This window comes from Paenibacillus sp. NPDC058174 (assembly GCF_042883865.1).
GTDB lineage: Bacteria > Bacillota > Bacilli > Paenibacillales > Paenibacillaceae > Pristimantibacillus.
Window position 1 is genome coordinate 56,483 of record NZ_JBHVUY010000004.1, and the last position, 26,848, is coordinate 83,330.

General features: G+C 44.0%; 22 protein-coding genes and 1 pseudogene. 22 read left to right on the forward strand and 1 reads right to left on the reverse strand.

Going from position 1 to position 26,848, the window contains the following annotated elements; genetic code table 11:
* Window positions 1–32 precede the first annotated feature (32 nt).
* The 15 genes and pseudogenes from ACFVVF_RS19540 to ACFVVF_RS19610 all read left to right on the forward strand — a co-directional run bounded on the left by ACFVVF_RS19540 (window position 33) and on the right by ACFVVF_RS19610 (window position 14,211).
* Window positions 33–2,444 carry a Na+/H+ antiporter subunit A gene (locus tag ACFVVF_RS19540; protein WP_387813293.1) on the forward strand — a complete coding sequence of 804 codons (2,412 nt, stop codon included), beginning with the start codon at window positions 33–35 and terminating at the stop codon, window positions 2,442–2,444.
* Window positions 2,431–2,853 carry a Na(+)/H(+) antiporter subunit B gene (locus ACFVVF_RS19545; protein WP_387813295.1) on the forward strand — a complete coding sequence of 141 codons (423 nt, stop codon included), beginning with the start codon at window positions 2,431–2,433 and terminating at the stop codon, window positions 2,851–2,853. Before ACFVVF_RS19540 ends, ACFVVF_RS19545 begins: the two co-directional genes overlap by 14 nt.
* Before the next feature lies 1 nt (window position 2,854).
* Window positions 2,855–3,193: a Na(+)/H(+) antiporter subunit C gene (locus tag ACFVVF_RS19550; protein ID WP_387813298.1), complete on the forward strand. Its 339-nt coding sequence runs from the start codon at window positions 2,855–2,857 to the stop codon at window positions 3,191–3,193.
* Window positions 3,186–4,661 carry a Na+/H+ antiporter subunit D gene (locus tag ACFVVF_RS19555; RefSeq protein ID WP_387813301.1) on the forward strand — a complete coding sequence of 492 codons (1,476 nt, stop codon included), beginning with the start codon at window positions 3,186–3,188 and terminating at the stop codon, window positions 4,659–4,661. The genes ACFVVF_RS19550 and ACFVVF_RS19555 overlap by 8 nt, the downstream gene beginning before the upstream one ends.
* A gap of 14 nt (window positions 4,662–4,675) precedes the next feature.
* The gene (locus tag ACFVVF_RS19560; protein WP_387813304.1) at window positions 4,676–5,155 is read left to right on the forward strand and encodes a Na+/H+ antiporter subunit E; all 480 of its coding nucleotides are present in this window, start codon (window positions 4,676–4,678) and stop codon (window positions 5,153–5,155) included.
* Window positions 5,152–5,433: a Na(+)/H(+) antiporter subunit F1 gene (locus ACFVVF_RS19565; protein WP_042168760.1), complete on the forward strand. Its 282-nt coding sequence runs from the start codon at window positions 5,152–5,154 to the stop codon at window positions 5,431–5,433. Before ACFVVF_RS19560 ends, ACFVVF_RS19565 begins: the two co-directional genes overlap by 4 nt.
* Window positions 5,417–5,830 (forward strand): Na+/H+ antiporter subunit G, encoded by a 414-nt coding sequence (locus tag ACFVVF_RS19570; protein ID WP_387813307.1) that lies wholly within the window; start codon window positions 5,417–5,419, stop codon window positions 5,828–5,830. Before ACFVVF_RS19565 ends, ACFVVF_RS19570 begins: the two co-directional genes overlap by 17 nt.
* A gap of 165 nt (window positions 5,831–5,995) precedes the next feature.
* Entirely contained in the window at window positions 5,996–7,714 is a 1,719-nt protein-coding gene (locus ACFVVF_RS19575; RefSeq protein WP_387813310.1) for an SWIM zinc finger family protein, read from the forward strand.
* A 224-nt stretch (window positions 7,715–7,938) separates the two neighbouring features.
* A complete protein-coding gene (locus tag ACFVVF_RS19580) occupies window positions 7,939–8,931 on the forward strand; it encodes a hypothetical protein (protein ID WP_387813313.1) in 993 nt (330 codons plus the stop codon).
* A gap of 79 nt (window positions 8,932–9,010) precedes the next feature.
* Window positions 9,011–9,253, forward strand: a complete 243-nt coding sequence (locus ACFVVF_RS19585) for a hypothetical protein (RefSeq protein WP_387813316.1) — start codon at window positions 9,011–9,013, stop codon at window positions 9,251–9,253.
* A gap of 115 nt (window positions 9,254–9,368) precedes the next feature.
* Window positions 9,369–9,479: pseudogene (locus ACFVVF_RS19590) on the forward strand (TetR/AcrR family transcriptional regulator); the annotation flags it as partial.
* A 99-nt stretch (window positions 9,480–9,578) separates the two neighbouring features.
* Entirely contained in the window at window positions 9,579–9,878 is a 300-nt protein-coding gene (locus ACFVVF_RS19595; RefSeq protein ID WP_387814316.1) for a hypothetical protein, read from the forward strand.
* Between the two features lie 8 nt (window positions 9,879–9,886).
* Window positions 9,887–10,312, forward strand: a complete 426-nt coding sequence (locus tag ACFVVF_RS19600; protein ID WP_387813319.1) for a DUF3995 domain-containing protein — start codon at window positions 9,887–9,889, stop codon at window positions 10,310–10,312.
* A 102-nt stretch (window positions 10,313–10,414) separates the two neighbouring features.
* Window positions 10,415–12,247, forward strand: a complete 1,833-nt coding sequence (locus ACFVVF_RS19605; protein ID WP_387813322.1) for a glycerophosphoryl diester phosphodiesterase membrane domain-containing protein — start codon at window positions 10,415–10,417, stop codon at window positions 12,245–12,247.
* Window positions 12,248–12,306: 59 nt separating this feature from the next.
* Window positions 12,307–14,211, forward strand: coding sequence for a helix-turn-helix domain-containing protein (locus ACFVVF_RS19610; protein ID WP_387813325.1), 1,905 nt, complete (start codon window positions 12,307–12,309; stop codon window positions 14,209–14,211).
* A gap of 79 nt (window positions 14,212–14,290) precedes the next feature.
* Here ACFVVF_RS19610 and ACFVVF_RS19615 read toward each other — a convergent pair whose 3' ends face one another.
* Entirely contained in the window at window positions 14,291–14,668 is a 378-nt protein-coding gene (locus ACFVVF_RS19615) for a collagen-like protein (protein ID WP_387813328.1), read from the reverse strand.
* Between the two features lie 60 nt (window positions 14,669–14,728).
* On the opposite strand from ACFVVF_RS19615, the gene ACFVVF_RS19620 reads away from it, so the two are divergent.
* The 7 genes from ACFVVF_RS19620 (at window position 14,729) to ACFVVF_RS19650 (ending at window position 26,763) form a co-directional block, all read left to right on the forward strand.
* On the forward strand, window positions 14,729–15,208 hold the full coding sequence (locus ACFVVF_RS19620) for a hypothetical protein (RefSeq protein WP_387813331.1): 480 nt from the start codon (window positions 14,729–14,731) through the stop codon (window positions 15,206–15,208).
* Window positions 15,209–15,425: 217 nt separating this feature from the next.
* On the forward strand, window positions 15,426–16,763 hold the full coding sequence (locus ACFVVF_RS19625) for a hypothetical protein (protein WP_387813334.1): 1,338 nt from the start codon (window positions 15,426–15,428) through the stop codon (window positions 16,761–16,763).
* Window positions 16,764–17,470: 707 nt separating this feature from the next.
* Complete coding sequence (locus tag ACFVVF_RS19630; RefSeq protein ID WP_387814272.1) at window positions 17,471–20,608, forward strand: discoidin domain-containing protein; 3,138 nt, start codon at window positions 17,471–17,473, stop codon at window positions 20,606–20,608.
* 188 nt (window positions 20,609–20,796) lie between these two features.
* A complete protein-coding gene (locus ACFVVF_RS19635; RefSeq protein WP_387813337.1) occupies window positions 20,797–21,933 on the forward strand; it encodes an S-layer homology domain-containing protein in 1,137 nt (378 codons plus the stop codon).
* Between the two features lie 688 nt (window positions 21,934–22,621).
* Window positions 22,622–23,314 carry a response regulator transcription factor gene (locus ACFVVF_RS19640; protein WP_387813340.1) on the forward strand — a complete coding sequence of 231 codons (693 nt, stop codon included), beginning with the start codon at window positions 22,622–22,624 and terminating at the stop codon, window positions 23,312–23,314.
* The gene (locus ACFVVF_RS19645) at window positions 23,292–25,517 is read left to right on the forward strand and encodes a sensor histidine kinase (protein ID WP_387813343.1); all 2,226 of its coding nucleotides are present in this window, start codon (window positions 23,292–23,294) and stop codon (window positions 25,515–25,517) included. The genes ACFVVF_RS19640 and ACFVVF_RS19645 overlap by 23 nt, the downstream gene beginning before the upstream one ends.
* A 343-nt stretch (window positions 25,518–25,860) precedes the next feature.
* Complete coding sequence (locus ACFVVF_RS19650; protein ID WP_387813345.1) at window positions 25,861–26,763, forward strand: glycine betaine ABC transporter substrate-binding protein; 903 nt, start codon at window positions 25,861–25,863, stop codon at window positions 26,761–26,763.
* Window positions 26,764–26,848: the final 85 nt, after the last annotated feature.

Here is a 26,848-nt window from a genome sequence, read left to right on the forward strand (position 1 = left end):
GAAACAGAAGTCGTGAATAAGGAGGAGTACGCTTGATTACGTTCTATACCTTTATTTTTCTCCCGTTGATCAGTGCAATAGTTGTTCCCTTCCTATATAAGTATTTCAATCGCATCGTTCATACGGGCTGGTTCGTTTTACTTGTACCCTTATCTATTTTTATCTTTTTGTTACAGTATATACCTAGTGTGTCGGCTGGTGACACCTACAAATACCCGTTGCCTTGGATTCCGTCCCTTGATTTGAATATTGTCTCCTATGTGGATGGCCTCAGTCTGTTGTTCGGTCTCCTCATCAGCGGTGTCGGCAGCTTGGTCATTGTGTATTCTATATTTTATATGTCTAAAGCCCGAGAGGCGCTCCATAACTTCTATATTTACTTGCTTATGTTCATGGGCGCTATGCTGGGGGTAGTCTTCTCCGATAACCTCTTAGTCCTGTATGGATTCTGGGAGTTGACCAGCGTTTCTTCCTTCTTGTTAATCTCCTATTGGTACGAGCGGAAGAGCTCTCGCCAAGGTGCCCTCAAGGCGCTATTGATTACGGTGCTTGGCGGATTCGGCATGTTAGCCGGGTTTATTATGATGATCATGATGGCGGATACGTACAGCATTCGTGAAATGATTGCGAACCTGGAAGTTCTGCAAAGCCATGTATTGTTTATTCCTGCGATGCTGTGCATTCTGCTGGGAGCATTTACGAAATCGGCGCAATTTCCATTTGGTATCTGGCTGCCGGACGCGATGGAGGCTCCAACTCCGGTTAGCAGCTACCTGCACTCGGCTACAATGGTCAAGGCGGGTATTTATGTAGTGGCGCGTATGACTCCAATCTTTGGAGGCAGCTCGGTGTGGTTCTGGCTTGTGGCCGGGATTGGTATCATTACGCTGCTTTATGGTTCCCTGACGGCGCTAAGACAGACCGATCTAAAGGCAATGTTAGCTTATTCTACAATTAGCCAATTGGGATTAATCATGTGCTTGCTGGGCGTCGGCTCTTTGGCCGTCTACTTTGGACCTGGCGAGAGCGGCACGGTCTTTACGGTAGCTGCCTTTGCTGCCTTGTTCCATCTGTTTAATCACTCGACCTTTAAAGGCAGCTTGTTTATGGTTGTCGGTATTCTTGACCATGAGACAGGGCGGCGGGATATCCGCTATTTAGGCGGTTTGATGCAAGTTATGCCGATTACATTTACGATCGCTTTAATTGGCGGTTTATCTATGGCGGGACTGCCGCCGTTTAACGGATTTTTGAGCAAGGAAATGTTCTTTGCAGCGGTGAATGATGTGTCCAAAGCCGGAATTTTCGGTTTAGGCAGCATTGGTATCCTGTTCCCGATCATTGCTTGGGTAGCCAGCATATTTACTTTTGTCTATTGCATGATTTTTATATTCAAAACCTTTGGCGGACAATATCGTCCTGAAAAATTGACCCGAAAAGTGCACGAAGCGCCTTGGGGAATGCTGATTTCACCAGCTATTTTGGCAGTGCTCGTTATACTCATTTTCTTCTTCCCGAATGTATTGGGCAAGTATATACTTACCCCGGCATTAACGGCGATTTTGCCAGCGATGACGCCATCTCCATACGATCTGAAAATCAGCCCATGGCATGGGCTCAATATAGAACTTATCATGACAATCGGTGTCATTGTTATCGGTTTCCTGCTCTTCAAATCATCGAAGCGATGGATCCAGGCAATGCGTAATTACCCGCAAGGATTAACGTTGAATCATTGGTACAATCAGGGCTTATCCGGTACAGAGAGGCTCTCGGCATCTCTAACCAATCGGTATATGACAGGCTCGTTGAGACATTATCTGCTCTACACGTTTGCATTCTTTGTTATTGTCTTGATAAGTTCGCTTCTGCTGCTCTATGGTTTCCGGTTCGATTTCTCCAATGATGCAGCCATTAGCATCTTTGATGTCGGACTTGTGCTCGGGATGGTAATTGCCGCTGGTACGGTCTTACTTGCCGGCAATCGGATCGTGGCTATCGTTGCACTCGGTGCGTTAGGCTATATGGTTGCAATGTTCTTCGTAATCTTCAGAGCTCCAGACCTTGCCTTGACGCAAATGGTGGTGGAGACCGTGAGTACGCTGTTGTTCCTGCTGTGCTTCTACCATCTGCCGAAGCTGAAGAAAGGGATCGAACGCATTCCTTTCAAGCTGACGAACCTGATCATATCGATCGCGATGGGGTTAACAGTGACGCTGCTCGCATTGTCCGCCAACGGACATAAATTGTTTGAGCCGATTACCTCGTTTTTCGAAAATTCCTACAAGCTGGCGGGCGCCAAAAATATTGTCAACGCGATATTAGTGGACTTCCGCGGCTTCGATACGATGCTGGAAATATCCGTATTGGCTGTTGCAGGGCTAGGTGTCTATATACTGGTTCATCAGCGTTCCAAAGGGAGGGAACAACATGAAAACGAATGATGTGATATTGAAAAGCGTAACCCGGGTAGCTGCCGTGATCATATTGACCTTTTCGATCTATTTGTTTATGAACGGTCATCATCATCCGGGCGGGGGATTCATTGGGGGACTCAGCATGTCATCGGCGATTGTCCTGCTTTATCTTTCTTTCGGAGTGGATAAGGTCAGGGAAAATATCCGGGTGGACTTCAAAAAGCTTGCGGCGATTGGCGTGCTGATTGCGATCGGCACTGGAATGGCGGGCGTCATCTTCGGCAAACCTTTTTTAACACAGTCCTTCGGCTATTATAATTTGCCGATCTTCGGAAAAACCGAGCTCGCATCTGCTCTAATTTTCGATACTGGAGTTGCTCTCGCTGTCATAGGCACCGCAGTCAATATTATTCTAAGCATAAGTGAGGATCGTTAATATGGAGACATTAATGGTCATACTCGTTGGTATTCTAGTATCCATTGGAACCTATTTGATTCTGTCGAAGCAGCTGCTGCGGATTGTGCTTGGAGCGTCAATTATGGGTCATTCCGTCAATTTGCTGATCATTAATTCCGGCGGGCTGAAGCGGGGAAGCGCCCCGCTGCTGGGAGAGAAGGCCGCAGGCTTTGCGGACGCGATTCCTCAAGCCTTGATATTAACTGCGATCGTCATTAATTTTGCCGTGACAGCAGTAGTACTCGTTCTAAGTTACCGTTCCTATAAAAGCTTCGGGACGGATGACATGGAGCAATTAAGGGGAAATGAGAATGAATAATTTGTTGATCGCACCGGTTATCATTCCTTTGCTGACGGGTATGGTGCTTATTATATTCCAGAAAAATATAATGCTTCAGCGGATTCTTAGCCTGGCTGCCTTGTTAGCCACTGGTGTCATTGCCGTTCTATTGATGAATTGGATCAAAGAAGGCGGTATTCAGTCGATACAGCTGGGCGGCTGGGAAGCGCCTTACGGCATTAGCTTTGTGGGTGACATGTTTAGCGCCTTGCTGCTCTTGGCTACTTCAATTGTCGCAGTAGGCTGCTTAATCTACGCCTTTTCATCGATTGGCCGCAAACAAGAAAAGCTGTATTTCTATCCTCTATTTTTGTTTTTGATTACGGGTGTCAATGGTTCGTTCTTGACCGGGGATTTGTTCAATTTATATGTCTTTTTCGAATTGTTTCTCGTTGCTTCCTATGTGCTTATCACATTGGGGGGGACACAGAGGCAGCTTCGTGAGTCGCTGAAGTATATTTTCACAAACATTATTGCTTCGGCATTCTTCTTGATCGGCATTGCCTATTTGTATTCGATGACGGGTACATTGAACCTCGCTCATTTATCGATGCGGATCGCAGAGATTGGTCAGGACGGGTTAATTACGACCGTCGCCTTATTATTCTTGATCGTGTTCGCCATGAAGGCGGGCTTGCTGCTCTTCTTCTGGCTTCCAGGATCTTATAGCGTGCCGCCAACAGCAATCGCTGCCATTTTTGCTGCGCTGCTCACTAAGGTAGGGATTTACGCGATTTTCAGAATGTTTACGCTCATCTTTTACCATGAACCGCAGATCACGCATCTGTTTATCGGCATACTAGCCGCCATTACGATGATCTTAGGCGGATTGGGAGCGATCGGGTTCTGGGATCTGCGAAAAATTTTAACCTACAATGTGATTATAAGTGTGGGCTTTATAATGGCTGGCCTGGTTTCTTTTACAACGACTGGCATAGCGGGCTCCATTTATTATTTACTTCACGACATTCTGATTAAGGCGCTTATATTTATGATCGGGGGAACGATTGTTCATCTGACGGGTACAAGCGATTTGCGGAAAATCAGCGGCTTGATTCGTCTTCACCCCCAATTAGGCTGGATGTTCTTCGTTGCAGCATTGTCTATGGTTGGGATTCCGCCGTTAAGCGGCTTCCTTGGTAAAGTATTTACGACGCAAGGCGTTTTTGAGTCCGGTTATTATTGGCTTGGAGGAATCGGGTTGCTGGCCAGCTTGTTTATCCTGTATTCGATGATCAAATTGTTTATGAACGCTTTCTGGGGCGAAACGATTCTGAATGAAGATGAGGAGAAGGGAACGACGAAAGGCTTGTTGTTTCCGATCGCTCTGTTGACGGTGGCTAGTGTTGCTATGGGAATCGGCGCTGAGGCGATTACGGGTTACGTAGACCAAGCTGCGGAACAATTGTTGAATCCAAGCTTATATATTCAAGCCGTGTTTGAATAAAGGGGGGAACAACCATGCCCGTTCAGGTGCTACTCAACATATTCATCGCCTACTTGTGGATGTTTCTGCAAGAGGAAATGAGCATATTAAACTTTATCAGCGGTTACCTTGTTGGTCTGTTTATTCTCATGTGCATCCGTCGGTTCTTTAAAAAACCGTTTTATCTGTTTACGCTAATCGCAGTCGGCAAGCTGTTCATTCTGTTTATTCATGAGCTGAATATTTCTGCAATGATGGTTATGAAGCACGTACTCCGTCCTAAAATCGATGTGAAACCGGGAATTTTCAAGGTCGAGACCGATTTGGAGGGAGATCTCGAGGTTACGCTTCTATCCTTACTAATTTGCTTAACGCCAGGTTCAGTCATTATGGAGGTAAGCCCGGATTCAAAGGTGCTGTATATTCACGGTCTGAACATGCCCGAATCCATGGACTCTGTACTGAAATCTAAATCTGTCTTTGAAAAAGCGATAAAGGATGTGACGAGAAAATGATATTCAAGACGGTGCTGGTCATTGCCTTATGTATCCTAACGCTGGCCATACTAGCCAATTTGTATCGGATTATTAAAGGGCCATCCAGTGCAGACCGCGTTCAAGCGCTGGATTCCATCGGTATTAATTTGATTGCCAGTACTGCCGTATTCTCTGTGCTGTTGCACACGCATGCCTTTTTTGACCTCATCTTGCTGATCGGGATCCTTTCATTTATCGGAACGGTTGCCTTTGCCAGATTTATTGAAAGAGGTGTTGTTATTGAACGCAAGCGATGAAATAGGTGAAGTAGTCGGAGCCGTCCTCATTCTCATCGGAGCTATTTTCAGCTTGATCAGCGCAATCGGGATTGTACGGCTGCCCGATGTGTACACCAGATCTCATGCAGCCTCTAAAAGCTCTACGCTTGGTGTACTGTGCGCTTTGCTTGGAACTTTGCTGTATTTCATCATATCAGACGGTTTCTTCAGCATCCGCCTTATTTTGGGTATCTTCTTCGTATTTTTGACAGCTCCAGTAGCCGCCCATGTGATCACTCGGGCCGCTTACCGTGACAAGGTGCCGTTAGCCGAGCAGAGCGTCCAGGATGAATTGCAGGACTATTATAGGGAGAATGAGATTGTCGAGGTCGAGGTAGAAGATAAAGCTGAAGTCGTTAATTTACAGACGAAATGAAAAAGCATTCCTTTCTAAGTTGTGAGCTGCACCCCGATTGTTAGACGCGTCTAGCAATTGGAGGTGCAGTTTTTCTATTTTTGCAGAGGTTCATTTCAAAATATAGCCATTGCCCAACTCTTGTTCTGCTAGTTAGTATAGGGGTAGACAATCAAAGAAAGCAGGGTGATTGGCATCAAGCTGAAACAGATTGAGGATAGGATCGATCCCATAATTCTTGAGCGAGGGGAAGCCTATCGGGCAAACGGCCATATCCTTTCTATAGAAGAAATTAAGCCGCGGGTTTATCATGCTGAAGTTGAGGGCAGTGAGCTCTACGAAGTGGAGATTGAGCTTGATTCACGTGGTGAAGTCAATGAAATATGGTGTGAATGTCCCTATGATAAAGGCCCTGTATGCAAGCATGCAGCAGCTGTGCTTTTGGAAATCAGAGACGAATATTTCAGTGAGGAAAAGACGCAGTCTTCCCCTAAAAACAAGCCTGCTCCTAAAATGAATATCGCTGACCAATTGTCTAAGCTCAGTAAGGATGAGCTGATCACGATGCTCGTTGATTTTTATGATGATATTGAGGAAGTAAAGCAAGCACTCTCTTTAAAATTCATAGATGCCGATAGTAAAGAGGGGTTAAATCAATATAAAAAAATCATTCGTTCTTCGATTAAGCAATATTCGGATCGTCATGGCTTTGTTGCGTATCGTAATGTTTACTCCGCCATAGCGGGTGCTAGTCAAATATTGGAGAAGGCAGAGGAGCAGCTAGAAAACGGCCGTCACCTTCGTGCCGCTGAAATTAGCTTTTGTGTGTTGCATGAATTGGTGAATCTATTGCAGTCTTGTGATGATTCTAATGGCTATGTGGGCGATTTAATCCAGGAATGCTTGCATATTATACATCTTGCGGCTAGCCAGCTTGAAAAAGGTTCCGCCAAGGCTCGCCCCGCTCTGTTTCAACTGCTCTTGAAAGAAGTGCTTCATGAAAGCCTGGAGGGCTGGAATGAGTGGCAGTTGTCTCTCCTGAAAAGCGCGGCTTGCTTAATAACGAATGCAGCGGAAAAGGATTTGTGGAGCAAGCTGATTGGAGAATTGGAGAGCCATGAGAGAAACCAATCTTCATACGGTTCCTATTTTGCGGAGGAAGCAGCAGCGCTTCGATATCAAGTCATTCAAAGGCTTGAAGGCGACAGTCAGGCCTTATTGTTTTTAGAAGATCATCTCCACATTACGGCTTTTCGCAAAATGGCAATTGAGAGCGCAATCCAAAATCTCCAATTTGACAAAGCGCTGGAGCTGATCGAGCAAGGAGAACGACAAGATACGCGTAAAGGTTATAGGGGCCTTGTTGATCAATGGAAAAAGTACCGTTATGAAATTTATGAGCTTACTCATCAAGTGGACCAACAAATTGAACTTGCAAAAGAATTTTTATTATCGGGTGAGCATAGCTATTACTTGCGATTAAAACAATTATATAGCAGGGATGAATGGGAAGCTGGCTACGAGGGACTATTAGATGAACTAGCACTTAATAATGATGGCGGTTGGAGTATTTCTTCCTTATACACTCGAATTCTTGTTGAAGAAAAACAGACGCTAAGACTGCTGATGTATGTTGGTAAGTACAAACGGACTTTATTAGACTACTACCCTCATCTCCTCAGTGAGCATGCAGAAGAAGTTTTTCTATTGTTTACGCAGTTTATATCGGAGCAAACGGCCCAGTCTTCGAATCGAAATGAGTACCGTAAAGTATGTGGAATTATTCGTCACCTCATCAAGGCAGGCGGAGGAGACCATGCGGAAAGAATCATTGAGCAGTTGTGTCTCACTTATCGGAATAGGCCTGCTCTCTTGGACGAGCTGCAAAAAATTAGAAGAATCTAAAACTTCTCCAGACGTCTGATCGAAAGTTTTATAGAGCCTGTGTTAAGTTGTGTTCGGACAGGGGTTCGAGCTTGCTCGTCTCCACCATATAACTCCACGACCGCATGAGGTTGTGGAGTTTTCTTTTTCAGTCATCTATAGGGAGGATTATTTACTAGTAATGGTGAATCCTTAATAGGAATTTATTGGATATTGAGTGATGTGAAACAAAGGGGAGCTGCCATATGACTCATATAGATAGCCTCGGAGAAAGCGAATTTTATCCTGATGACATACCAATAAGAAAATTGCAATTGGACCCTAACTTTGGTTTGGGAGCTGATTTGAAAATCGTATTTGATGAGTTTAGAAGGATGATGTTCACGCCGATAAAATTGTCAGAGATGCGGATGCAGAGCTTCTATTTCCTCACCGAGAGTCTAAGGAAAAGATACCTGAATAAAATTAACGAAATCATAGGAGGGGCCAAAGAAGGTTTTTCTACCTATGATTTAAAGATGTATGCGATCTCCAAAGGGATCAATGTACAAAGAATTTCTCAAGTTTCAAAAATAATAGAGAAAATAAATCCAGAGCTTTATCAGCTTTGTAACAACTATAGATCTGTGGAGTCTAAAATTGAAAAGTTAGAAGTTTTAAGTAAAGGCCATTTTCCTGATTTTTATTTTGAAGCCACTCCAATAAACGCTATCTCTAGAGTATCTAACAAACTTAGAATAGATACTGAAACCTTAACCTCTATAATGGATCTTCAAGGCAGAAATATACAACTTTGCAGGTTTGAAGATTTATCTATGTATATGTGGGCAAATCTCTTGGAGTCAAAGGAATACCAAGACGAGTACCAAAGCGGTGTTAAAGGTTCAGGGTATCTTTCTAAAGCTAAATATTTAAAGACAGTAAATTCTGGAACTAAAGATCATAAGGGAACTTTGGCTAATCGTTTACTATTAGAAGGAAAGAGTCTTATGGGAAGAAGATTATACCCCATTACGTATTCAGAGTTAACCTATGCGAGTATTCACGATCTTCTCGTTAAGATCTGGAAGTCAATTATTAATTCCAGTGAAGTGACGATCATCGCTATCTGGTCAGAATCTATATTAGTAGAAGTTAAGCCTAGTTTTAATCTGACTTCACTATTATTACAGACGATTAAAGCTGATTTTCCAGAAGCATGGGCACCTCCAAAATTTACTTTGATTAAAATACAATAGTTCAATCGCTTCTCGCTCAAATCTGGTATAGCTACTGTCTTGTAATTTGGAATTGGAATATATACCTAGGAGCGATTCTGTGAATCTGCTTAAAGGACAAAAGATAGAAATTACCAATAGGCAGAAAGCTATCATATATGAGTTGACGAATATCCGGAAGCGCCCGGAATGGCTTATGTTTCTTCTCACAACGAGCGGTTCAGAGAGCTGGATAAGCAACTATATAATAAGCAATAAGCAGGAACATCAAAGCCAGCCGCAGGAGGCTGGCTTTTTTGTGTGGAAAAAGAAAGGGAAAGATTTTATGGACGCTAACGTATAGATATTGCAACGTTCCAATAAGTAGACTAAACTCTTTCTAGACGATATCGTACAGAAAAGGGGCGAGCAGGATTCCGAAAGTTATTGTAACGGAACTTCAATGGATTGAACTAGGGATGCGGCAATTTGCAGAAAGCGGAGTAAAGGGCTTAGTCATTGAAAAAATGGCGACAGAGCTAGGCTGCAGTAAGAGCAGCTTCTATTGGTATTTCAAAAACCGGAATGAGTTTATAGCACAGATGATAGAACGGTGGGTCGAATTATCGACACAACAAGTTATCCTTAACTCATCCGAGCCTGAGAAGGCTGAGGATCAAATTACGAAAATGCTGATTCAGATGTTCTCTGTGACACGAAAAGGCGATTTTTTGTTTTATTTAAGAAAGCTGAGTGAGGAGGCTCCTGCCTTTCATTCCATGCTCGAGATGATAGAGCAAACGAGAATGAGCTATGCTGCGGCACTGTTTAGAAAAGCTGGAATGGATTCCGTAGCTGCCGAGCAAAAATCTCATATTTTATATCATTATTATTTGGGATGGTATGAACGATTCAAACAGAGTCAAGTTGAAGCTGAGGAACTAAATCTTCATATTAGCATGCTGCGATCGCAATTATTGGGGATATAAGGGGTGATATGATGGCGGGTGTTATCGCTGGGATTATAGGCAGCATTCTGTTTGTATTGAGCGGAATTCATCTGTACTGGGTGGCAGGCGGGCGCAGAGGGCTTCTGGCGGCGATTCCAAGTGATGGTTCAAACATAAAGTTTCAACCGACGAAAATAGCCACAAGCGTAGTAGCGGGGGCATTGGCTTTAGCGGGTTTGTTTGTGATAGAGCTTGGAGAAGTCATGGAAAGGCTGATATTCCCCGAGTGGTTGTTTCGATATGGAGGCTGGATGCTATCAGGCGTATTCCTCCTGCGAACCGTTGGAGATTTTCGCTGGATTGGCTTCTTTAAGAAACAGAAAGAAACCTCGTTTGCCAAATGGGACACATTATTGTATTCCCCATTATGTCTCTTTATCGGCATAGGTTTGATTTTCGTTGTAAACAGTTGATATTACAATGTTCTTTGATCTTTTGCTAAAATAAAGAATAATTCGACCTGCCAGTTTGTATTCTGCTGGTTCATGGATAATTCTTTAATAAGCAGGTGTCCAATGACGAACAAGGCTTCAAAGGTTCCCATACATAAGCAGATTACCGATATTTTTCGGATTCTTACTTTTTCATACCGGGAAATTCTAATATTCGAGCTTCTGTATAAGACGCTGACGTTATTTATATTTATTCCGGCTATTTCCTCGATATTTCGCGGCTTTCTCCGCTTAGGCGGGTTTGCCGGAGCTACCAACTACGAGCTGCTGCAATTTGCGATGAGCAAGTATGGCCTATTATGCATGCTGATTCTGATTCCTACCGCCACCTTGCTCATTTTTATAGAATTCTCGGTTCTAATTATCTTGTCATATTACGGTCACAAAAGGCAGCGGATCGGGCTGGTTTCGGCTTTTTTACAGTCGCTTTCCTATCTTCCGTCCCTGTTCAAATATGGCTTTCTCGGGATGGCAGCGTATCTGCTGTTGTTTCTTCCGCTTGGTGCAGGACTTGGCTCTTCGCTGCTGCCTTCCCTGGACATTCCGAATTTTATTACGGGCGAGCTGGTGAAAACAGGAAAAGGAACGCTGCTGCTAATCGGCGCATTGGGGGTTATTTTGTTCTTTAATGTTCGCTGGACCTTCTTGCTTCATTTTGTGGTGATCGAAGGGGTGAAGGGCTTTCGGAAGGCGGCGAGAAAAAGTGCGGCACTTCTCAAAAAAAGACATATCCGCATATCAGTCGTCATGTTGTCGGTGTTGCTGTTGTATTTGCTCGTTGTCCTTTTGCTGGCTGTCGTTATTGTGGGAGCTGTTGGTCTTCTATACACGCTATGGGAGCGGCAGACGGTATTTGCTGGCGTTGTACGGATCGTAGCTTTGAAGAGTGCCTTACTATCCTTCTATCTGGCCACATTATTTTCTATGCCGCTTTATATGGCCGCGATTACTCGGCTTTACATGGTGAAAGCGGACCCGAGCCATGCTGTGCTGCAGCTTCCGGAGTCCAGAGGCTTGAAAGATCTTTTCACGGGGAAAGGACTGCTGCATAAGCATAAAAGGAAGATTATCGTTCTGGGCTCCATTACCGTTCTTGCAGCGGCGCTTGCTCTGCTGCCTGCCTTTAATGAAGTGCAGATAGCGGATAATAAGGTCGAGATTATGGCCCATCGGGGATACGTTTCTAAGGGGCCGGAGAATACGGTTGAAGCCATACAGGGTGCTATTGAGGCGAAGGCGGATTTTGCGGAAATCGACATATTAGAAACGAAGGACGGTGACCTTGCCGTCATACATGATACCAGTTTGAAGCGTCTGACAGGTACCCATGCACAGGTGTACGACCTGACCATGGATGAATTGCGGGAGCTGGAAGTGAAGCAGGGTGACCTCACAGGACGAATCAGCAGTCTGGCGGAAGTAATGAATATGGCTAGAGGCAAAATCAAGCTCAACATTGAAATCAAAACACATGGCATGGAAAAAAATCTGGTGGATACCTTTATCCGGATCGTCCGCGAGAATCATTTTGAACAAGAATGTGTTGTGCAGTCGCTGGATTATGAAATTGTGCAGCAAGTCAAAGCCGCGGCACCTGAGCTTAAGGTCGGGTATATTATGTTCGCTGGTGTCCCGGATATGGGGCAGATTAACGCTGATTTTGTCGTGATGGAAGAATATATGGTTAAGGAATCGGTCATCGCTTCGGCCAAACGGCATCACAAGCCGCTTTATGTCTGGACTGTGAACAGCACAGACAGCATGGGACGATTCTTCAGTATGGGTGTCGATGGTATCATAACAGACTACCCCGAGGATGCGATTTCTGTTGAAGAAGAAGTTAGAATGGGGCCGCTTTCGGCATTGACTCAGTGGCTTAATAGTTTGAGTTTTTGATGGGAGCACAGGCTGCTAAACTATTTCTAGCTGCCGATACAGGGAGAGGAGAAGAAAGTATGGATTGGGAAGCCCATATCGAACGGTGGAGCCGAACTGCTTCTAAACTACTGGACATTCAACAATATCGTACGGACAATGGGACGTTGCCTGATCGTTATGTGGCGCACACCAGCTTTTTTCTAGTTACTACCCACGGAGAGGCAAGAGTTAGTTTATCGGGAACGGTCCACTCGGCCCGAGGACTTCACATTTTGCACGGAGGGAAGGGAGCAGAGCTGGTCTTTACGCCGCTGGGTAATGACTTTGGCTGCTACTTGATCCTGTATAAAGCCGAGTGCGCTTCGCTGGAAGAGCAAGAAAGCTTTTTCCATATGTCCTATGCATTCACTCCTTATGCGCTGCTGCCTTTGCAGGAAAAATGTCAAACGATGAATCATCTATGGCAGCAATCATCTCCGATTGACAAGCTGCAGGCGCAGTCTGTCTTTCTTCCATTTGTGTATGAGGTCATGCGGCAAATCCGCACGGTAACAGCGCAAAACAGTAAGCCTAATATCGTAACCGAAGCGATTCAGTATATTCATGAGCAATACAGCAAGCCGATTACCGTTGAGGAACTGGCCGGCATGTACAACTGCAGCGCAAGCTACCTGTTCCGTTTGTTCAAAAGCCAGATCGGATTAGGTCCAATTGAATATCTGATTCATATCCGTATCCACAAATCGAAGCAATACTTGCTGCGATCAGAGGCTCGAATTCAAGAAATAGCGAGCAGCGTTGGCTATACGGATGTCTATTATTTCAGCCGCCTGTTCAAGAAGCATACCGGCAGCTCACCGCTTCAGTATCGCGAGGACAATCGGCAATCGGTTCAGTATAATCCATTCCGTTTGTTAAATTCGCCTATTGTATCTCCTAAGGGCCTTTCTCATAATGAGAATGAGATTTATTATCAACTACTTGGAGAAGGGGATACACCAATGTTCAGATTTTCAAGACCAACGTTTGGAGCCATGATGCTATTATGCACAGCCTTGATACTCAGTGCATGCCAGGCAGGCAGCAATACAGGTACGCCGACCGCCTTGCCTGCTTCAACAGATGATACTGCTGCTGCGAATAGCACAACTGCGGAGACGCGTATCTACGAGCATTTGAAGGGCCAGACGGAAATTCCGGTGAAGCCTCAGCGAGTGGTTAGTCTATTTCATTTGGGGGAACTAATGGCGCTTGGGGTGAAGCCGGTAGGCACAACTAGCTTCGTTCTGAAAAACCCGCTGTTAAGCGATGTATCTGATATTGGAGATGTTGGAGTTCCGCCTGATGCGGAGAAAATTTTGGCGCTGGAGCCAGATCTGATCGTTACAACTGGACCATTTGCGGAGGTATTTGAGGGCGGGTACGAAGCGCTGAGCAAAATCGCCCCAACAATTGTTGTGGAGCAGTACAATGATCCGGTCAAGGACGTCGAAATGTTTGGCGATATTCTCGGCAAGCAGGAGGAAGCAAAGCAGTGGAATGAGAAATTTGCGGCAAAAGTAGCCGAATACAGGGAGAAAATTAGGCCGCTTATTGGTGCTGATGAAACCTTCTCGATTTTGAATGTGCGTCCTGGCGCATTTTATGTTTATGGTGATACCAACCTGGGAGGCAACATCATCTACAAGTATCTCGGTTTGAAGCCAACGGAGAAAGTAGAGGCTGACGTCATCAACGGAGAAACGTGGGAAATATCCGCGGAGGTTATTCCTGATTTTATAGGGGACCGGATACTCCTCGCTGTAAATGAAGGCGCAGAGAAAGAGCTGAAGGAAGTAGAAAAGCTAATTCAACATACGCCAGCAGGCAAAACGGGTAAGATATACAATATTGATTTTGATCAATTTCTTTACAGTGATCCGATATCGGTGGAACAACAGCTGGATATCATCAAAAATTTGCTAGTTGAAAGCAATAAGTAAAAGTTGTTTGCAGAAAAGTTGAGTGTGAGAACTCGGGAAAAGCTCCATTCCTGCCGGAACGGAGCTTTTCTGCGTTTGTTTAGAAGCATTGAAATTGTTGAATCGACTGCAGACTCAATCCGGTGTATACCCAGAACCTTCCGTTCCATTGAAACCCTGCGACAGAGGTGCGGCCTACGAAAACCGGGTAAAACCAAAATTGATTCCGATTGACGAGCCAAACGTACGTATTCCGAAATAAACAGCCAGCAATCGCCCTGGGATCGACAGCAAAGGGTGTAACCGCAGGCTGCTGCGGGGTGAAGGCCGGAGGAGGCGAGCTTGGTCCCATAGCTCCCGGCTGTCCCGGTTGTCCTGGAGGTCCTGGTGGTCCTGGTGGTCCTGGAGGTCCTGGCTGTCCGGGTTGACCTGGAAATCCAGGGAATCCTGGAGGTCCTGAAGGCGGAAAAAATGACATGATCTTGTCACTCCTTAATTGATGGGCTAAAGCATTGTATGTAGGAGCGGAGAAAAGGGAATGGGCGTTTATACCATAGTGCGGATGGCGCACGAATATTCTGTTTTGAATTTATTTGCTATAATTAACCATAATGATAGCTATATTAACTCTATATGGGCTGGTGAGTTCAAAATGAGTGAAAATAAACTGTGGTTGGTGGTCCAATATCCTCTGAAAAGCGCAAAAGGCAGTCAGCGCGATCAATGGTTAAAAGATAAAGTGATGGAATATTTGGAGCTGTCTCTAGCAGATGCTGACTTAGGATGTGTTGACGGCTTTGACATGGGCGTATGCATTTCCGACCCGAAGAAATATGCGCTTAATATATTTTGTGTCGTGTCGGAAGAAGAACGGAGTATAGCTCTGGTAAAAAGAGTGTTAAGAGAAAGCAGGCTTGACTATACCCGTATAAAAATTGCTACAATGCCCTACGGAGAAGAAGGAACCTATACGCTGAAATATGCTCATAAAAAGGGTGTTGCTGATTTTACACTATAGTGTGTTGTTGTGCTTGGAGTAATAGCTATCACCCGCCTCAACTAATAACAGAAAAGACTCAGCCTCTCAAAGCCGGGTCTTTTTTGTTTGATTTATATATGCATAGGACTCAAAAGATACCTAAAAGCTATTTTTATACAGATATTGTATTGATTTTTATTAAACAGAAAGCTAAAATATGTTAAATTGTATGAGACTTTAGGCTAAGGAGACAACTATGAATTATCTAAATACGTTTTGGACTTGGTTAATCTCTATACCCTATTTGGGGGCATTTCTAATTGGTTGTGTTGTGCTTATAACTATAAATGAAGTAATAGATAAGATATCTGGCTATAAGCCTTTGCACATACTTGTTACATACTTAGCGAAAGTAATCTTTTTTCAAAAAATAGATCGTAATCGAAAGAGATATTATAAAACACTGGCTGCTGAAGAATTTCAAACTTGGCAAATGAACGTAATTAAAAAATTATACGGAGAACAAAATCTTGTAAGTTTATTTGGCATATCTTATGTTACTGCTGTTTATTCTGCAAGTGGAAGCATATCTGATTCTTATAAAAATATCGGTGAACTTGAAAGTGTTGAAATTGAAGATCGTATAAAACTAAGCGGTATTAGCAAAAGGTACTACAGGTTAATGGGGAAAACAATAAAGAGACCGGATCTAGCGGGTTTTGTCTTAACAACTATGAAGCGTAATGCAGCTGGCGAGATTACTGGATTTGTAGCTAAGATGGCTACATATAAGCTTAATGTTGCTACCAGTCATGTTTTGGAATTTGAATTATATCTTGCATATAAGAAATATAAAGATAGATTTTTGAGGTTCTCCAAAGATCAGATGCTTAATCGTTTGAAGATGAGACATAATATACATACCTCTCAGCGGGAAGAGGAAATTTTAGTAACTGGCAAAGGAAGATATTCTCTGCTAGGAGTGCAAATGCTGGTCGTTTATTTGACCGAAGATGATAAATATCAAGTTTTAGTTATAAAAAGGTCTGAAGATGTTGCAGTTAGACCAGGTTATCATCAGTTCGTACCCTCTGGCGGATTTGAGTTTTTTGAAAAAGAAAAAGAGATTAATGAGATAAACATAGGAAAAAATTTCGATGTAGAACTAGCTTTATACCGAGAAATGGTTGAAGAAATTTTTGGAGAAGTTGAGTTTGAACATAACACTGCGGGAAACCCTGTTGATAATATTTATAAGCATAAAAAGGTTGTTGATTTACGCACTTGGTTAAAAGAAGGCCAGGCAAACTTAGAGTTTTTAGGATCGACAGTTGATCTTGTAACTTTAAGACATGAGCTATCATTCTTACTGCTGATTAACAATAAACAATTTTCTATGAACCAATTTAAACTTAATCATGAAGGGACTAATTTTGAGGAGATAGATATTAAAAATCTATACGAAAAGTTTGGAAAAGGTACAAAAGTACGCTTGAATCCTACAAGTGCGAGCTTATTGAAACTTGCTTTGGATAATAGTCAGACTCTAAAAGACAAGATTGGCGCACCTTCGGAAGCTAGTGTTGCGGGTTAATATATTTTGCTAGGTCATCATTCTTAAAAAACCCACAGCCATTAAGGCTGCGGGTTTTAATTAATGTTGATTATTGAACAAAGATTCCGTTCGCAACAAATAGTTGCCTCTAACCTCTGCGGCCCAATTCGCAAAAACCTCTCTCCATTGAATACTGTTAAAGAAATCGTCCACAGACTGGTTATCGGAATCCCAATCAACAAATATGTTGAGCGGTGTGATTCCTCCAGCCCAGATTCCATTACTGACGTCCGTCCCTTTCTCTCTAACTAATAATATTGGAATTCCGAATTGAAAAGCCATGGAAGGCTCGATTTGGGCAAAAGTTGATCCTTCCCAGAACGGAGTAGTCGTTGGCCTAAAGGGCCTTACCCGCTCCTCCTGCTGATGGGGAAAACGGCATAAGTCTCTTTTTACTATAAAAAACAAACCAAAATTCCTAAATTAACCCATAACAGGAATAACGGGAAATGGACTATAATTTCCATGAAAGCGATTACAATACAACTTGATATACACATGGGAGATCAGCCTAACCGAACAAACGGAAGGAGGAGATCGACGAGAAAGATAAATGACCGGTAAGCGGGCAGGACCACGTAGTTGTTCTAACTGTAACACGGTTTTGCAAAATCACTAGAATTCATAAGGAGGTAAGTTGTTTGAATATTAAGAAAACGAATAAAATAATCGCATTACTTTCGGCTATGGCTATCGTTGCAGGGCTGATTACCGTTCCAGCGCCTAAGGCGGAGGCTGCCTTGCCGCCATCCTCGGCTAATAATACGATTTTTGGCCCGAATGTGTATGTATTTGATCCATCTACGCCAGCTGCCGAAATTCAGAATGTTACGGGAGCGGCATTCACTTCACTGGAGTCGAATGAATTCTCCAGCGACCGGTATGCGTTTCTATTCAAGCCTGGTTCTTATAATGTAAATTTCAATGTCGGCTTTTACACGCATGTAGCGGGTCTCGGTCAAAATCCTGGCGACGTCAACATTAACGGCGGCGTCAATGTGAATGCTGATTGGGATAACGGCAATGCAACCCGGAATTTCTGGCGCAGCATGGAGAACCTGACGATCACGCCTTCCAGCGGCACCACGCAGATTGCGGTTTCGCAAGCTGCACCTTTGCGCCGCCTGCATATCAAAGGGGAGCTGCATCTGTTCGACTTTGATAATAACTGGAACGCAGGCTGGGCGAGCGGGGGCTTTCTCGCCGACTCGATCGTTGACGGAACGATCGTTCCGGCATCCCAGCAGCAATGGTTCTCACGAAACAGCCAGTGGGGCAACTGGACTAACGGCGTCTGGAATATGGTGTTTGTAGGCAACAACAATGCGCCAACTGGCAACTTCCCTGATCCTCCTTATACGGTAGTAGAAAAGACTCCGGTTATGCGGGAGAAGCCTTATCTTTATGTAGATAATGCCGGTGGCTACCGCGTGTTCGTGCCATCTCTAACGACGAATACGCAAGGCGTCAGCTGGGCGAATGGCTCGACGCCGGGTCAATCGCTTCCGATCGATCAGTTCTATATCGCCCGCTCAGACCAGTCCACTGCTGCGACTATTAACGCCGCACTGGCACAAGGCAAGCATGTGCTGTTCACACCGGGCGTTTATCACTTGAGTCAGGCGATTCAGGTCAACAACCCGAATACCGTCATTCTTGGAATAGGTATGCCGACGCTTATTCCAGATCAAGGAACGGCGGCAATCAATGTTGCTGATGTTGACGGGGTAAAGCTTGCTGGTCTGATGATTGACGCAGGCCCAGTCAATTCTGCAACGCTGGTCAAAATCGGCACAGCAGGCAGCGCTATATCTCATGCAGCTAATCCAGTCTCACTGCATGATATTACAGTGAGAACAGGGGGCGCAACTGCTGGACGAAATGATGTTGGTATTGAGATTAACAGCAATGATGTGATCGGCGATCATTTCTGGCTGTGGCGGGCTGATCATGGAGCAGGAGCGGCATGGACAACAAACGTATCTAAGAACGGCCTCATCGTTAACGGCAACAATGTTACGCTATACGGCTTGTTCAACGAGCATCATAACGAGTATCAGACGATATGGAATGGCAATAACGGTCGCTTGTACTTCTATCAGTCGGAAATTCCGTATGATGTGCCCAACCAGTCGAGCTGGATGAGCAACGGAGGAACGGTCAACGGCTACGCTTCCTATAAGGTTGCGGATACGGTTACAAATCACGAGGCATGGGGTCTTGGCGTCTACTCCTTTTTCCGCGACGCTGCAGTGAAGCTGAATAGCGCAATTGAGGTGCCAAACACACCAGGTATTAAAATTCATCATGCCACAACGATCTGGCTGTCCGGCACAAGCGGCAGCGAAATTACGCACATCATTAACAACCTCGGCGGAAAAGTATATGCGAATTCGCCTGCGGAAGCAATGCGTCAGACGTTGTCCGAGTTCGCAGGCAACGGCGCTGTTGATACGCAGCCGCCAAGCGTACCGCAGAACTTGACGGCGACAGCGGTATCATCCAGTCAAATTAATCTGAGCTGGACAGCTTCGACGGATAACGTCGGTGTAACCGGCTATAATGTCTATCGCAACGGTACTCTTATCGGTACATCAGCTCAGGCTTCGTATAACGATACTGGACTGACTGCTTCAACAGCCTATACGTATACTGTGGCGGCAAAGGACGCTGCAGGCAACGTATCTGCTGTCAGCGCTGCTGCGACGGCAACTACACAGCAAGGCGGAGGAACCGGGACTGCGCTTAACCGCTCCGGCTGGACAGCTGAGTCTTCTCCATCGAGCGGTGATGCGGCTGCCAACCTGTTCGACGGGAATATGGCTACCCGCTGGAGCACCGGCGCTGCGATGCAGCCCGGACAGACATTGACAGTTGATATGAAAGCGGTTAATCAGATCTCGAAGGTTGTACTCGATTCCACCGGCAGCAATGACGATTATGCCCGCGGCTACGAGCTATATGTCTCGACTGACGGCTCCAATTGGGGCAGTGCGGCAGCAACTGGTGTTGGTACGGGGCCGGTATTGACGATAAGTTTCACGGAACGCAATGCGCGTTATATTCGAATCGTACAGACGGGAACGGTATCGAATTGGTGGTCAGCACGTGAGTTGAATGTGTTTGGTACGGCAGGCACAGCTGTTGATACGCAGCCGCCAAGCGCACCGCAAGCTTTAACAGCAACGGCCGCATCAGCGAGTCAGGTGAACTTGAGCTGGACGGCCTCGACAGACAATGTCGGCGTTACCGGTTACGAGGTTTACCGCAACGGTACGCTTGTAGGTACAACAACTCACGCGGCATATAGTGATACGGGATTAGCAGCTTCTACTTCTTATACGTATACGGTAAAAGCAAAGGACGCAGCTGGCAACGTATCGGCAAACAGCAACACGGCTTCGGTGACGACACCTTCGGCAGGCGGCACTACCGCGCTTGACCGTACAGGCTGGACAGCGTCATCAACACCTTCAAGCGGTGATGTTGCGGCTAATTTGTTTGACGGCAATATGGCGACAAGATGGAGTACAGGTGCGGCAATGGCGCCGGGTCAGACCCTTATCGTTGATATGGCTGCCGTTCGAAACTTTAATAAAATTGTGATGGACTCGACCGGGAGCGACAATGATTACGCTCGCGGGTATGAAGTATACGTTTCGAATGATGGCATGAACTGGTCCGGAGTTATTGCAAGCGGTAATGGCTCAGGGCCAGTCGTAACTGCGCAGTTTGCTGGACAAAGCGCCCGTTACTTGAAACTTGTGCAGACTGGGACGGCTACAAGCTGGTGGTCGATTCGTGAATTAAACGTTTATGTATAAATAGGATCTACGAGAAGGGGATGGAGCCGGCGCGTTTGCCGGTTTCTTCCTCTTTCTTTTGTATACACTCAAGCCTTTATTTCAGTAGCGTTTGTACGAGGGTTCCATTAGAATGAAAAAGGAAACATTTGTATTTTGATGTACGCTAAATTGAAGAGAGAGAAGCAAGATGGAAAGGAAGGGTTATTTTGAAGTTTGCAAGTTTTTTTATGAGTGTTGTACTGCTTGCTGTTTTACTCGGTGCATCCAGTGCTACCGCACAAGCAAAAACGTTTAAGGATATCGATACATCGTTCTGGGGGTATGAAGCGATCCAATGGGGCGTCGAACAAAATATTGTCAAAGGCTATGACGATGATACGTTTAGGCCGGATCGGATCGTGACGGAAGAGGAGTTCATTGTCCTTTTAATACGAGCCTTTGGCATTGCTACACCGAGTACGAATGTAAATCAGCGATGGTCGGATCCCTTTTACAGAGTCGCAGTTGAGCATAATCTTCCTGTGCGATGGGCTTATATCTCTCCGATTAGCCGTCAGACTGTGGCAGAGGTGATCGTGGGTACTCGCGGCGTAAATTTTATGGGTAACGATGCGATTTCTTATCTGCTGAATAAAGGGCTGTCAAAGGGGAAATCCTCCGCGACCGTTGAAGGTTATGAAGGACAAGGTATACTGACTAGAGCTGAGGCAATTGTTTTTATAAAAAATGTAATGGACAAGACTGAAAGTAAAACGATGAGAACAAGACCGCAAGAAAAATCCCCTAATTTCCTTCTGGCACAAACCGAGGAATTACAGATAACGAATCCGAAAGCGATAGAGTCACTCCAGCAGGCGGTTAACTATTTTAATGATGGCTTGAGACAGACTGGACTGGATTCTACGTATTATGCCGTATTTGAAACCTTGATATTGAATGAGTCCTTGTATAGCAAGGATTCTAATCATAGAGTCTATAATACCTCAAGGTCTGTCAGAGACTCTTCAACCCATAGGTTTATCTACAGCCTGTCGATTACAACGAACTCTCAATCAGGGGAGATCGATGGGGTTAGCGTGTGGGTTCAAGAACAAGAAAAGGTGAAAGACATTGCATTAAGCACGATCTATGCGCTAATTCAAGACGTAGAAAAAAGCAAACAATTTTATGAAAAATATCAGTTCTCAAGTTTTATTGATAATGAGCTTAAGGACGGCAGCAATAAGTCTATGTCTGCAACAGAAGGACCGTACAAGGCTACTTACTTTTTGTTGAAATTCCGGGAAGTTGGCAAAGAAGGACCGTTCACTAGCGTTCATACTTTTGAAATTAAAAGGGTGTGAGCATTTAAATATATTAATACATTTACATCGGAAACTCAGGGAGCCTAGGCTCTTTAAATGGATTTTCAATTAAGATATTCAACACTATTTGTATAATTACACTACAAGTTAATAGGAGTAGAATTCTTTTCATAAGCAGTTTACTTCCTTTCTCCACTCCAAATTTAACAACTAAATTATTAAAACAAAAAATAACAACACTCGGAATTAGTATAGCATGGACAAAAATGATGATTCCACATACGAGCATTTGACCTAACCCAGTCAAAAAACCCCGTTCATAGAAATCTGGAAATATTAAAAAGAATGCATTCAAAACTAATATTGGAATGATCACAGAAATAATTAGTGCGAAGACAGCAATTAAGATTTTTTGACCTTTTATATTCAAAGTTCTCCCTCTCTTTCAGTATGAGATATTGTCAGTACTCCATTGGAAATAAGTTTATCACAGCATTAATTTTAAAATAGTACCATCTAATTCTAGTACCAGCTTGCAGTTGCAGTGTGGTGCTCTGATTTGCTGCTCGTTAGCCAACCGCCTCCCCTGAGGCGGTTTTCTTATTGCAATTAAACTTCAACCCGCCAAAATATTAAGAAGTCCTTCATAATTATTATCAATAGATGTTAATATCTTCCGGTTAAGATTAAGATAGTTAAAGATGACTTCTGGAAAGAGGAGTAAACGATGGATAACTTTTTTGTGCTCGTTGTGGATGATGATAAAGAAATACGGGACGTTATTGAGATTTATTTGAAAAACGAAGGCATTACCGTGCTGAAAGCCAAGGATGGAATGGAGGCACTGGAAATCATCAACGATCATCAGATTCATCTCATTATTATGGATGTGATGATGCCTAGACTTGACGGAATTGCCGCTACATACAAAATTCGCGAGAAGAAAAACATACCGATCCTTATGCTGAGCGCAAAAAGCGAGGATAGCGACAAAATATTAGGCCTCCATATGGGGGCTGACGACTATGTAACCAAACCGTTTAACCCGATGGAGCTCGTTGCCCGAGTGAAGTCCCAACTGAGAAGATATGTGACTCTGGGCACGTATGAAGGCATTAAGAAAGTAATTGATTTGAGAGGGCTTACCTTAGACAAAGCGGCAAAAGAAGTAACCGTCCATGGAGAGCCGGTCAAGCTTACTCCTATTGAATATAAGATCGTCGAATTATTAATGACGAATGCCGGCCGGGTATTCTCGATTAGTGAAATCTATGAGCGAGTATGGAAAGAGCCTGGCTATAACGCAGAAAATACGGTAGCCGTCCACATTCGCAAAATTCGGGAGAAAATTGAGATTGATCCGAAAAATCCAACGTTTTTAAAGGTGGTGTGGGGAATTGGCTACAAAATGGAGAAATAGATTAGGTATTGGAGTCTGGTCCGCTCTGTTTGCTTTTGGCCTAAGCGGGCTCTTCATCGTATCAAGTTTCGGCTCTAATTACGTTCAACGTGATTATTTTCATACCTCGCAATTTCGAAACGAACTTAATTTATTCGCTCAATATTTAAACATGTTTGAGCTTAACCTTATTACATTGGAGGAAGCGAAACAGTCTATAACGGTGTCTGAAGATGAAATTAATGATTACCGGTATCGCTTAGGAGATATAACGCAGTTAATTATTTCTCTTAATAGCGATTATGGATCTCGAATTGATGAAGCTACGTCACGAAATAAACAAGAAGCGGTAGATATTCTCACTGCTGAGCGAGATAAAAAAATCGAGGATATTAAAAAAGTTTTCACAAGCGATGAGTATGCCCGGACTAAGGCCATCGGTGAAAAAGAGAAAGAACTTGAAGCGTTGTATAAGGGGAGGGAGGAGTATTATCCGGAGTTTTTAAGACTGAAAGGGGAGTTTCAATATTATTTTACAAGCAGCGTATCCGACAAAGTCTATTCAAATTTGAATGCGGCTGGGATTGAAGCGGCGATAGACCAAATGAGAGCCAGCAATATGAGATTCAAAACGAGTTATTCCATTCCTGTCGAGCCTTCTGGAGCATACTATATTCCAAGACACGCTCAATTAGAGAAGACAAATGTTACGTTTCAAGGAGAGATTGGGGTAGGATTGTCTCCATCTAGCCCCATTGCAATTGAATATAATAAATATCATCGGGAGCAGATCACGTTTTGGGCGTATACTCTGGTAAGTCTATTCGCTCTAGTTTTATGCTTCATCTGTATAAGAAAAGCGAAAGAAGTTCCTGCAAGGATTGCACGATGGGCGCCGTATTACAATAAGCTGCCAATTGACGTGCGATTCGTGTTTATCGTGCTGACAGGACTGGGAGCTATGACGTCTCTGTTCATGATCAAGGATCAATTCCGTTACCTGTTCAGTAATCCATTTGAATATGGCTGGAACATGCTTATTAACCTGGCAATGGCATCGATTTGTGTAGTTGCAACCCTAACACAGGCAAATTTTACGGCGGCTCAATTAAAGGAATGGCCATTTGCAAAGAAAGAATGGGAAAGAGGGCTTCTAAATAAATCAGGGCTGCGTATAAAGGCAGGCTTACAGCAAATAAAGCGCAGCCTTAGTGATTCTTTTCTGAATAAAAGTATGGGATTGCAGTTGTTTGCATTGTTGTTGCTCATATTTGGTCTAGGCTTTGCATCCATCATGCTGGCAATCGATTCTGATTTTACTCTTCTGTATCTGCTGCTTCTTGTAGTTGTAGGGATTCCAATTATACTGCTTCTTACTAAACGAATTGGATATTTTAACCGTATTGCCTTCAAGGCGAATGAACTGGCTGTTGGAGCTCAAGGACAGGATCTGCCGGTATTGGGTAATTCGGTACTGGCAACACTAGCTGGAAATATTAATGTATTAAACGCTGGTGTTAGAACGCTGCAGAACGAACAGGCAAAGAGCGAACGGCTCAAAACCGAACTTATAACCAATGTAAGTCATGACCTTCGAACGCCTTTAACCTCTATCATTACGTATACCGAGCTATTGAAAAAGGGAGAGCTGTTGAATGAGGAGAGAATCGCTTATATCGAAATTATTGATCAAAAATCACAGCGGTTAAAGGTGCTGATTGATGACTTGTTCGAGGTTTCGAAAATGGCTAGCGGCAGTGTGGAGCTAAACAAGGAAAAGGTTGATCTTGTTCAGCTTTTGCAGCAGACATTGGCGGAATATGATGATACGATTAACGATTCCAGCCTTCAAATCCGGCTTCCTAATATGGAAGAGCCGGTGTATGCCTTTGTTGACGGGCAGAAGCTATTTCGTGTATTTGATAATTTAATCGGCAATATATTGAAATATTCATTGGAGAACTCGCGCGTTTATATTACGGTACAGATCGTCAGCAATCAAGTGATTATTGCGTTTAAAAATGTATCCAAATATGAGATTAGCGAAAATATCGATGAGCTGTTTGAACGGTTCAAGCGGGGAGATTCTTCGCGCCATACAGAAGGTTCTGGCCTAGGACTGGCTATTGCTAAATCAATCGTTGATCTTCATGGGGGCCAGCTCAATATTGAAGTCGATGGCGATTTATTTAAGGTGAGTATTTCTTTACAGGCAATGGAATAGAGCAGCGAGCTCATCCACAACCGTATCAGGTTGTGGATTTTTGCTTTTGTCCGCTAGCAAAGCAATTCAAAATAATTTTAAAACCAAGTAACCTTATATGATTGACATGGTTTAGGCGGAATGCTATTATAAGAATTAATTGTAATAACCAATTATCATTAAATGATAATAAAGGGGAGATTGTATTGTTGAGTGGTGTTCCAATTCAATACGTATTTGCGTGTTGATCCTCTTTCTAGTTCTGACATCTATGGCTTTACACATATAGCTTTGTTAACTGATTCAACATTTATCAGGCAGCAGTTTTAGAAAAAAAATGAATTGTAATTACGGAGGGGTAACTATGAAAAAGAACAAAACGAGTTTGCTAGTACTTCTATTAATCATCGCCTTAGCGACTGTTGCTGCTGGCTGCGGAGACGGCTCGTCTAAGAAGAAGGTCGTCGTTGGCTCCAAGAACTTCACAGAATCGCTGCTGCTGGGCGAAATGTTTTCATTAGCGCTGGAGGATGCAGGGATTAAAGTGGAGCGCAAGCTGAACCTTGGCGGCACACTGATCGCTCATGAGGCGCTCAAAAAAGGTGATATCGATGTTTATCCAGAGTATACGGGCACGGGCTTGCTGAACATTCTGAATGAGAAGCCGCTCCCGGATCCGAAAGAGGTCTACGATCGGGTCTCCGATTATTACAAAAAGGAGTTCAACCTGATCTGGCTGGACCCTTCCCAAGCGAATAACACGCAAGCGATTGCTATTTCCCGTGCAGCTTCTGAGAAGTACGGCATCACTACTCTCTCTGAACTGCAAGCCAAAGCAGGTGAAATCAACTTCGCAGCTGTTCCTGAGTTTGAGGAACGCGAGGACGGACTGCTCGGAATGAACCGTGTATATGGTGATTTCAAATTTAAGAGCCTTAAGCTTTTCGACTACGGTGTTAAGTACCGTGTAGTTCTGAATGACGAAGCTCAAGCTACGATTGCTTTCGGAACGGACGGTGAGCTGCTCAATCCCGATCTGGTGGTATTGAAGGACGACAAACAGCTGTGGCCTCCTTATAACGTAGCGCCGGTTATCCGTCAAAAAACATTGGATCAAGATGAGAATATCGCAACGATTCTGAATAAAATCACGGCGAAGCTGGATGATAAGACTCTGCAAAAATTGAATGCCGAAGTCGATATCAATAAGAAAGAATATACAGATGTAGCTAAGCAATTCCTGAAAGATTCGGGCCTAATTAAATAATGAAATACAGCAGGAAGGGGTTGTCCCAAAGGTCATGGATGACTGAGGGACGCCTTTTTTTGCTTTTGAGTGTGGCCACTCATTG

What these genes read in the sequence shown, in the direction of transcription:
- ACFVVF_RS19545 (WP_387813295.1), top strand. Translation starts at nt 2,431, where the DNA reads ATGAAAACGAATGATGTGATATTGAAAAGCGTAACCCGGGTAGCTGCC.
- ACFVVF_RS19550 (WP_387813298.1), top strand. Translation starts at nt 2,855, where the DNA reads ATGGAGACATTAATGGTCATACTCGTTGGTATTCTAGTATCCATTGGA.
- ACFVVF_RS19555 (WP_387813301.1), top strand. Translation starts at nt 3,186, where the DNA reads ATGAATAATTTGTTGATCGCACCGGTTATCATTCCTTTGCTGACGGGT.
- ACFVVF_RS19560 (WP_387813304.1), top strand. Translation starts at nt 4,676, where the DNA reads ATGCCCGTTCAGGTGCTACTCAACATATTCATCGCCTACTTGTGGATG.
- ACFVVF_RS19565 (WP_042168760.1), top strand. Translation starts at nt 5,152, where the DNA reads ATGATATTCAAGACGGTGCTGGTCATTGCCTTATGTATCCTAACGCTG.
- ACFVVF_RS19580 (WP_387813313.1), top strand. Translation starts at nt 7,939, where the DNA reads ATGACTCATATAGATAGCCTCGGAGAAAGCGAATTTTATCCTGATGAC.
- ACFVVF_RS19595 (WP_387814316.1), top strand. Translation starts at nt 9,579, where the DNA reads ATGCTGATTCAGATGTTCTCTGTGACACGAAAAGGCGATTTTTTGTTT.
- ACFVVF_RS19600 (WP_387813319.1), top strand. Translation starts at nt 9,887, where the DNA reads ATGATGGCGGGTGTTATCGCTGGGATTATAGGCAGCATTCTGTTTGTA.
- ACFVVF_RS19605 (WP_387813322.1), top strand. Translation starts at nt 10,415, where the DNA reads ATGACGAACAAGGCTTCAAAGGTTCCCATACATAAGCAGATTACCGAT.
- ACFVVF_RS19610 (WP_387813325.1), top strand. Translation starts at nt 12,307, where the DNA reads ATGGATTGGGAAGCCCATATCGAACGGTGGAGCCGAACTGCTTCTAAA.
- ACFVVF_RS19615 (WP_387813328.1), bottom strand. Translation starts at nt 14,668, where the DNA reads ATGTCATTTTTTCCGCCTTCAGGACCTCCAGGATTCCCTGGATTTCCA.
- ACFVVF_RS19620 (WP_387813331.1), top strand. Translation starts at nt 14,729, where the DNA reads ATGGGCGTTTATACCATAGTGCGGATGGCGCACGAATATTCTGTTTTG.
- ACFVVF_RS19625 (WP_387813334.1), top strand. Translation starts at nt 15,426, where the DNA reads ATGAATTATCTAAATACGTTTTGGACTTGGTTAATCTCTATACCCTAT.
- ACFVVF_RS19630 (WP_387814272.1), top strand. Translation starts at nt 17,471, where the DNA reads ATGGCTATCGTTGCAGGGCTGATTACCGTTCCAGCGCCTAAGGCGGAG.
- ACFVVF_RS19640 (WP_387813340.1), top strand. Translation starts at nt 22,622, where the DNA reads ATGGATAACTTTTTTGTGCTCGTTGTGGATGATGATAAAGAAATACGG.
- ACFVVF_RS19650 (WP_387813345.1), top strand. Translation starts at nt 25,861, where the DNA reads ATGAAAAAGAACAAAACGAGTTTGCTAGTACTTCTATTAATCATCGCC.